Origin of the sequence: Cryobacterium sp. Sr8 (genome assembly GCF_004403225.1) — a bacterium.
In the GTDB taxonomy this organism is placed as follows: Bacteria; Actinomycetota; Actinomycetes; order Actinomycetales; family Microbacteriaceae; genus Cryobacterium; species Cryobacterium psychrotolerans.
This window is the reverse complement of record NZ_SOHO01000008.1, coordinates 24,079-32,405: the sequence shown is the minus strand read 5'-3', so window position 1 is coordinate 32,405 and position 8,327 is coordinate 24,079. Positions and strand designations below refer to the sequence as shown.

Below are 8,327 nucleotides of genomic sequence, written 5' to 3'. Positions count from 1 at the left end.
TAGTGCAGAAAGCCGCCGGAATGGGCGAACAATCTGCAAGTTTGAAACTGACAGAACAAATCATTACTGACTTGCTTTGTTGTTTAAATGTTTTCCAAAGGAATCTCTTCCGCGGTACTCCCTACGTACTGAATAAGTACTGCGGAGCCCTACGACCGAGGTTTTTGGCATTTGACATTGTGCACGCTGTTGAGTTCTCAAGGATCGGACGCACCCAAGTTCAGGCCGGTTGGGCTTTCGTTTTGGGGCAACCTGTCTAACTTATCTCACCGTTTTGACCCTGTCAAATCGAGCATTTCGCGTTCCTGGCGGTTGAAAAACACACGCAAAAACACGACTCGAACCTGTTAGGTCAGCTTGGTGAGCCGAAATCATCTTAGGCTTCCACGCACGTTCCTACAAGAGGAATCTGTGTGTGTAGTGGCTGAGAGTTGGTCCCACTTGAGGCCGGGAAGCGCTGCGGCTTTCCGCACCTTTGGGGTACGTGTAGATACATTACGGCGGCGCGGAGCAGCCGTCAAAAACACCGTCTTCTCGGGCGTGTCCGGCCCTTCGGGCCTTTCCTGCCGCGGATCAGTAGCGGTAGTGGTCGACCTTGTACGGGCCCTCGATGGGCACGCCGATGTAGGCCGACTGCTCGGGGGTGAGCACGGTGAGCTCGACGCCGAGCGCGTCGAGGTGCAGCCGCGCGACCTTCTCGTCGAGGTGCTTGGGCAGCACGTACACGCCGACCGGGTAGTTCTCCGGGTAGCAGTAGAGCTCGATCTGCGCGAGCACCTGGTTGGTGAACGAATTGCTCATCACGAAAGACGGGTGCCCCGTGGCGTTGCCCAGGTTCATCAGACGCCCCTCGGAGAGCACCAGTACGCTGCGTCCGCTGGGCAGGCGCCACTCGTGCACCTGCGGCTTGATCTCGACTCGCACGGCGCCGGCGAGCGTCTCGAGGGCGGCCATGTCGATCTCGTTGTCGAAGTGGCCGACGTTCGCGATGATCGCGAGGTGCTTCATCCGCAGCATGTGGTCGGTCGTGATGACGTTGAAGTTGCCGGTGCCGCTGACGAAGATGTCGACCTGGTCGACGACCGATTCGATCCGGGCGACCTGGAAGCCGTCCATGGCGGCCTGCAGGGCGTTGATCGGGTCGATCTCGCTCACGATCACGCGAGCCCCCTGCCCGCGGAGCGCTTCGGCGGCGCCCTTGCCGACGTCCCCGTAGCCGGCGACGAAGACGACCTTGCCGCCGATCAGCACGTCGGTGGCGCGGTTGAGTCCGTCGGGCAGGGAGTGGCGGATGCCGTACTTGTTGTCGAACTTCGACTTGGTGACCGAGTCGTTCACGTTGATCGCCGGGAAAAGCAGCTGCGAAGCGGCCGCCAGCTCGTAGAGCCGGTGCACGCCGGTGGTGGTTTCCTCGGTGACGCCGGCGATCGCCCCAGCGATCCCGGTCCAGCGATCCGGGGACTCGGCCACGGACCGGCGGAGCGTCTCGAGGACCACCTTGTACTCGTGGCTGTCGGAGTCGGACGGCGCCGGCACCGCGCCGGCCAGCTCGAACTCCCGACCCTTGTGCACAAGCATCGTGGCGTCCCCGCCGTCGTCGAGGATCATGTTCGGGCCGGTCCAGGACTCCCCCGCCGCGGCGGCTTCCGCGCTCCAGTCGAAGATCCGGTCGGTGCACCACCAGTATTCGTCGAGGGTCTCGCCCTTCCAGGCGAAGACGGGAACGCCGGCCGGGGCATCCGGGGTGCCGGTGGGGCCGACGGCGATCGCGGCGGCCGCGTCATCCTGGGTGGAGAAGATGTTGCAGCTCGCCCAGCGCACCTGGGCGCCGAGCGCGACGAGGGTTTCGATCAGCACGGCGGTCTGCACGGTCATGTGCAGCGATCCGGCGATGCGGGCCCCGGCGAGCGGCTTCGTTTCGCCGAATTCGGTGCGCAGGGCCATCAGGCCGGGCATCTCGTTTTCGGCGAGGCGTAGCTGGTGGCGGCCCGCCTCCGCCAGGGAGAGGTCGGCGATCTTGAACGCGGGGGCGGTGGTCGAAGTCATGCGACCATCTTGCCATCCCGGGCCGAGACGGGCCGTCAGCTACTGGCGGCTCAGCTGCTGAGGGCCCCGGTTGCGCGTGATGATCGGCGCGTGGCTGGGTTCTGGGTGGGTTCTGGGTGGGTTCTGGGTGGTTTCTCGCTGGATGCTCGCTGAGTTGCGGAGAAGGTACCTTCGTTTTGCGATTGAGGGTGCTTTTTCCGCAACTGAACTTGAACGTGAGCGCGGGAGCGCGGGAGCGCGGGAGCGCGGGAGCGCGGGAGCGCGGGAGCGCGGGAGCGCGGGAGCGCGGGAGCGCGGGTGGGGCCAGGAGACTGCGGGGGCCGAAGAGGCTAGGAGGCTGCGGGGGTCCTCGCGGCGAGGAGGTCGGCGGCGACGAGCTCCGCGATCTGCACCGCGTTCAGGGCGGCGCCCTTGCGCAGGTTGTCATTGCTGATGAAGAGGGCGAGGCCCCGCCCGTTCGGCACGCCCGGGTCCTGGCGGATCCGGCCGACGAAGCTGGCATCCTGTCCCGCTGCCTGGAGCGGGGTGGGGATATCCGTCAGCTCGACGCCGGGAGCGTTCGCGAGCAGTTCCCGGGCGCGCGCGACGCTCAGCGGCTTGCCGAACTCGGCGTTGATGGAGAGCGAGTGGCCGGTGAAGACCGGCACGCGCACGCAGGTGCCGGAGACCAGCAGGTCAGGCAGTTCGAGGATCTTGCGGCTCTCGTTGCGGAGCTTCTTCTCCTCGTCGGTCTCGAATTCGCCGTCGTCGACGATGGAGCCGGCGAGCGGGATGACGTCGAAGGCGATGGGGCGGGCATAAACGACGGGTTCCGGCATGGTCACGGCCGACCCGTCGTGCACGAGCTGGAGCAGGTTCGCATCCTGGGCGGCGACGCGCACCTGGGTCGCCAGCTCGCGGGCGCCGGCCAGGCCGCTGCCCGAGACGGCCTGGAACGTGCTCACGATGAGGCGTTCGAGGCCGGCCTCGTCGTGCAGCACCTTGAGAACGGGCATGGCCGCCATCGTGGTGCAGTTCGGGTTGGCGATGATGCCCTTGCCGGCCCGCTTGATCGCGCCGGGGTTGACCTCGCTCACGACCAGCGGCACGTCGGGGTCCATCCGCCAGCCGGAGGAGTTGTCGATCACGGTGACGCCGGCCGCGGCGAACCGGGGCGCCTGCGCCTTCGACAGGGTGGCGCCGGCGGAGAAGATCGCGACGTCCAGCCCGGTCGGATCGGCGGTCGCGGCATCCTCGACGACGATGTCCTCGCCGCGCCAGGGCAGGGTGGTGCCGGCGGACCGGGACGAGGCGAAGAAACGGATGCCGGCCACCGGGAAGTCGCGCTCCTCGAGCAGGCGGCGCACAACGGCCCCGACCTGGCCGGTTGCCCCGACGACGCCGATCTGGATTCCTGTGCTGCTGGTCACTGTGTCTTCCTAACGTGCTCGCCGGTCTTGAAGGCTGGGTTCGGGGGCTAACTCAGGAGATTCTCTCAAATCCACCCTGATTCCGGCCGAATCTGCCCGATTCGGCCGGAATCTCCTGAGTTGGCCACAAGGGCGGCCGGGTAAGGAGGGTGCGGGCGGGTTGGGGGCCGGGGGCCGGGTTCGGGCTAGCGGCCGGTGCCGCCGTGGACGACGGCCTCGTCGTCGGTGTCGAGGCCGAAGGCGGTGTGCACGACGCGCAGGGCCTCCTGGATGGTGTCGGCTCGGGTGACGACGGAGATCCGAATCTCACTGGTGGAGATCATCTCGATGTTGATGCCGGCCAGGAAGAGCGCCTCGAACAGCTTCGCCGAGACCCCGGTGTTGGTGCGCATGCCGCCGCCGACGAGCGTGAGCTTACCGATCTGGTCGTCGTACTGCAGGCTCGAGAAGCCGACGAGCTCCTTGTCGTTGGTCAGCGCGGTCAGCGTCTGCTGGCCCTCCGACTTCGGCAGGGTGAACGAGATGTCGGTGACGCCGGTGGCGACGCCGGAGACGTTCTGCACGATCATGTCCACGTTCGCGTTGGCGCCGGCGACGATCTTGAAGATCTGGGCGGCCTTGCCCGGCACGTCGGGCACGCCGACGACCGTGATTTTGGCTTCGCTCAGGTCGGCGGCAATCCCGGCGATGATCGGCTCTTCCACTATCTCTCCATTCGGATCCACGAACTCGGTGTTGTAGACGATCGTGCCCTGGTTGTTGTTGAAGGACGACCGGACGTGCAGGGTCACGCCGTGACGACGTGCATATTCCACGGCTCGTATGTAGAGCACCTTGGCGCCGCCGGCCGCGAGTTCGAGCATTTCCTCGCTCGAGATGCGGTCGAGTTTTCGGGCCTGGGGCACGACTCGGGGGTCGGCCGTGAAGACCCCGTCGACGTCGGTGTAGATCTCGCAGATGTCGGCCGCGAGGGCTGCCGCGAGGGCGACGGCGGTGGTGTCCGAGCCGCCCCGGCCGAGCGTGGTGATGTCCATGGTGTCGCGGTTGAAACCCTGGAAGCCGGCGACGATGGCGACGGCGCCTCCGTCGAGGGCGTCACGGATGCGCCCGGGAGTCACGTCGACGATCCGGGCCGAGCCGTGGCGGGCATCCGTGATCATGCCGGCCTGGCTGCCGGTGAAGGAGAGCGCGTCGTAGCCCATGCTCTTGATGGCCATCGCGAGCAGCGCCATCGAGATTCGCTCCCCGGCGGTGAGGAGCATGTCGAGCTCGCGCGGGGCGGGGATCGGCGCGACCTCGTGGGCCAGATCGAGCAACTCGTCGGTCGAATCGCCCATGGCCGAGACCACGACGACGACGTCGTTGCCCGCCTTGCGGGTGTCGACGATGCGCTTGGCCACGCGCTTGATGCTTTCCGCGTCGGCGACGGATGATCCGCCGAACTTCTGCACGATCAAGCTCACGTGGCACTCCTGAGGTTGGGTTCGCGGGCGTTGAGCCCAAACATCCATCATAAATGGACTTATATTCGCGGCCCGCCATGTGACGTTGCGGTGCTGCGGGGCGACGGGGCGGCGACCGCTTGGAGCAGTGGCTGGCCGGGCGGTCAGCTCGTAACGACGCGGCGACCCTCGAACGCGCGGCCGAGGGTGACCTCGTCGGCGTACTCGAGGTCCCCGCCGACGGGCAGGCCCGAGGCGAGGCGAGTGACGCGGATCTCGAGGGTGGTGAGCAGGCGCGACAGGTAGGTCGCCGTGGCCTCGCCCTCGAGGTTCGGGTCTGTGGCGATGATGACTTCCTGCACGGTGTTGTCGGCCAGGCGCTGCATCAGCTGGCGGATGCGCAGGTCGTCGGGGCCGATGCCGTCGATCGGGCTGATCGCCCCGCCGAGCACGTGGTACAGCCCGCGGAATTCGCGGGTGCGCTCGATCGCGACGACGTCCTTGGCCTCTTCGACCACGCAGATGATCGCGGGGTTGCGGCGGGGGTCACGGCAGATCATGCAGGTCTGTTGTTCGGACACATTGCCGCAGATGTCGCAGAAGCGCACCTTCTCACGCACCTCGAGCAGCACGTGTGCGAGGCGGCTCACGTCGAAGTTCTGGGTCTGCAGGATGTGGAAAGCGATGCGCTGGGCGGACTTCGGCCCGATTCCGGGCAGGCGGTTCAGCTCGTCGATGAGCTCCTGGACGATTCCTTCGTACATGGCTTAGTCGTTTCTCGGTCGGACGGCCGGCTCGTGCGACTGTTCCTCGAGGAAGGTCGCGCCGAGGATCTCGCGCACCACCGACTCGCCGTAGCGCTGCTTCTCGGAGAAGGAGGGGGCGGATGAGGTCGCCGGGCGCTTGGCGGCGGGGGTGGGTGCGGCTGCGGGAGTGGGAGGTGCGGCGGGGGCCGAGGTTGCCTCGGACGAAGCCTCGGCGGGCGCGGTCGTCACGGCCGATACGGACGCAGCAGGGGCGGCGGATGAGGCGCCGCGGTCGTCGTACATCGGGTCTTCCGGCGGGGCGTCGTCGAACGGCGGCGGCTCCTCGTCGAGCGGGGGCTCAGGGTCGGGCGCAGACTCGGGTGCCGGAGCGGACTCCCGTGCGGGCGCGGACCCGGCTGCGGGCGCGGACCCGGGGATGGCGACCGTCGCCCAGCCGGTGGCGCCGGCCGGGGAGCCGACCGCCGGGGGCGACGCCGCAGAAGCCTGCGCCGCTGACTGGGCCTGCGCCGCCGAAGCCTGAGCCGGGGGCGCCTGCGTCGCCGACGCTGACTGGGCCGACGATGACTGGGCCGACGCTGCCTTCGCCGTCGGCGCCGAGGATCGCGCGGGCTGCACGACCGGCGCAGGTGCAGGTGCGGATGCAGGTGCGGACGCTGATGCAGGTGCGGTCGGCTCAGCGACGGCGGTCGGGGTTGCCGGCCGGCCCTGCTGCCCGGAGTGTCCCGCCGAGCCGGCGGGAGCATCCGCGTCGCCGCGGGCGATGAACTTGACCCGCAGGCCCAGCACGCTCACGATGGCCGCGCGCAGGTAGTCGCTGACGCCCTGGCCGGGGGCCGTCTGCTGTTTGAAGCTGGCGACGTCCGATTCGCTTGGGAAGGACATCACGAGCACGTCGTTCTCGCGCAGTTCGGCCACGCTCGCCGTGAAGACGACGAGCCAGGCGCTGAGTTTGGCCGCCTTGACGGCCTCGAGCACCTCGGGCCAGGCATCCTTCACCTGCTGGAGGGTGACGGGTCCGACCTGCTTGGGAGCGGCGGGGGCGGACGCGGCGGGGGCGGCTGCTGCCGGCGGGGATGCGGCGGCACCGCGGGCGGCCGGAGCGGCCAGCGGGGTCGCGGAAGCCTGCCGTTCGGTCTGGGGGTCGGCGGAAACCGGAGTTGCCGTCCGGTTCACGGCGCGCGCGCCGGCGTTCGCGTTCGCGTTCGCTTCGGTGCTCGCGTTAGCTCCGGGGGTCGCGCCCGACGGGGCATCCGTTCGGCTTGCCGCGGGCGTCTGCATCGGCGCGTCGACGGGCACCTGGCCCGTGACTTCCTGTCCAGCAACTTCCTGTCCGGCGACGCCGATGCGCCGCTCGAGCCGCTCGACCCGGGCGAGCGCGCCGCGGTTCGAGTCGTCGCTGGCCGGGATGAGCGAGCGAGCGACCATGAGTTCGAGGTGCAGGCGCGGCGAGGTGGCGCCGGTCATTTCGGTGAGGGCGGCGTTCAGGATGTCCGCGGTGCGGGACAGCTCGGCCGGTCCGAACTTCGCGGCCTGCACGGCCATGTGGTCGAGCTCGTCCTGCGGCACGCCGCGGAGCACGGCCGCAGCGCCGGCCGCCGAGGTCGCGGCGACGACGATGAGGTCGCGCATCCGCTCGAGAAGATCTTCGACGAAGCGGCGTGGGTCCTGGCCGGTCTGGATCACCCGGTCGACGGCGTCGAAGGCAGAGGCGGAGTCGCGCGCGGCGATGGCGTCGATGGCCTCGTCGAGCAGGGCGCCGTGGGTGTAGCCGAGCAGGGCCACGGCGCGTTCGTACTCGATGACTTCCGAGTCGGAGCCGGCCATCAGCTGGTCGAGCAGCGACAGGGTGTCGCGGGGGGATCCGCCGCCGGCGCGCACGACGAGCGGCAGCACGCCGGGTGCGACCTGCATGCCTTCGGCGTCGCACATCTTCTGCACGTATTCGAGCATCGGGGCGGGCGGAACAAGCCGGAACGGGTAGTGGTGGGTGCGCGAGCGGATGGTGCCGATGACCTTCTCGGGCTCGGTCGTCGCGAAGATGAACTTGATGTGCTCCGGCGGCTCCTCGACGATCTTGAGCAGCGCGTTGAAGCCCTGCGGCGTGACCATGTGCGCCTCGTCGAGGATGAAGATCTTGTAGCGGTCGCGGGCCGGCGCGAAGATGGCGCGCTCACGGATGTCGCGGGCATCGTCGACGCCGTTGTGGCTGGCCGCGTCGATCTCGACGACATCGAGCGAGCCGCCGCCGTCGCGGGAGAGCTCGACGCAACTGGGGCAGACGCCGCAGGGCGTGTCGGTGGGGCCTTCGGCGCAGTTCAGGCAGCGGGCGAGGATGCGCGCTGACGTGGTCTTGCCGCAGCCGCGGGGTCCGCTGAACAGGTACGCGTGGTTGACGCGGTTGGTGCGGAGCGCCGTCATGAGCGGATCGGTCACTTGTGACTGGCCGATCATTTCGGCAAACGTCTCTGGCCGGTAACGGCGATACAGTGCGGTGACCACAGGTCAATGGTAGTCGGCGCCGCTGACAAAGAGCCCCGGCTGCGCGCGGGGGGTGGGGCGCGGGTGGGGGCGGGTGGTTCCGGGGCGCCCGGGGCGGACGCGGCGTCGAGAGTCGCCGAATACGCCGAGAATCGCCGGCGCAACGGCGACTCTGGGCGGAAACG

General features: G+C 68.5%; 6 protein-coding genes. 1 reads left to right on the top strand and 5 read right to left on the bottom strand.

Annotated features, from left to right (window positions below; translation table 11 throughout):
• A partial coding sequence (locus E3T54_RS17155) for a hypothetical protein (RefSeq protein WP_206751256.1) occupies positions 1–260 on the top strand: 260 nt, incomplete at its 5' end.
• 313 nt (positions 261–573) lie between these two features.
• Here E3T54_RS17155 and ahcY read toward each other — a convergent pair.
• The 5 genes from ahcY to E3T54_RS00690 form a co-directional block, all read right to left on the bottom strand.
• Positions 574–2,046, bottom strand: coding sequence for an adenosylhomocysteinase (ahcY, locus tag E3T54_RS00710; RefSeq protein WP_134474140.1), 1,473 nt, complete (start codon positions 2,044–2,046; stop codon positions 574–576).
• Positions 2,047–2,375: 329 nt separating this feature from the next.
• The gene (locus E3T54_RS00705; RefSeq protein ID WP_134474139.1) at positions 2,376–3,455 is read right to left on the bottom strand and encodes an aspartate-semialdehyde dehydrogenase; all 1,080 of its coding nucleotides are present in this window, start codon (positions 3,453–3,455) and stop codon (positions 2,376–2,378) included.
• A 185-nt stretch (positions 3,456–3,640) separates the two neighbouring features.
• Complete coding sequence (locus tag E3T54_RS00700; protein ID WP_092324300.1) at positions 3,641–4,918, bottom strand: aspartate kinase; 1,278 nt, start codon at positions 4,916–4,918, stop codon at positions 3,641–3,643.
• Positions 4,919–5,061: 143 nt separating this feature from the next.
• Positions 5,062–5,661: a recombination mediator RecR gene (gene recR, locus E3T54_RS00695; RefSeq protein ID WP_092324301.1), complete on the bottom strand. Its 600-nt coding sequence runs from the start codon at positions 5,659–5,661 to the stop codon at positions 5,062–5,064.
• 3 nt (positions 5,662–5,664) lie between these two features.
• A complete protein-coding gene (locus E3T54_RS00690; protein WP_134474138.1) occupies positions 5,665–8,163 on the bottom strand; it encodes a DNA polymerase III subunit gamma and tau in 2,499 nt (832 codons plus the stop codon).
• Positions 8,164–8,327: the final 164 nt, after the last annotated feature.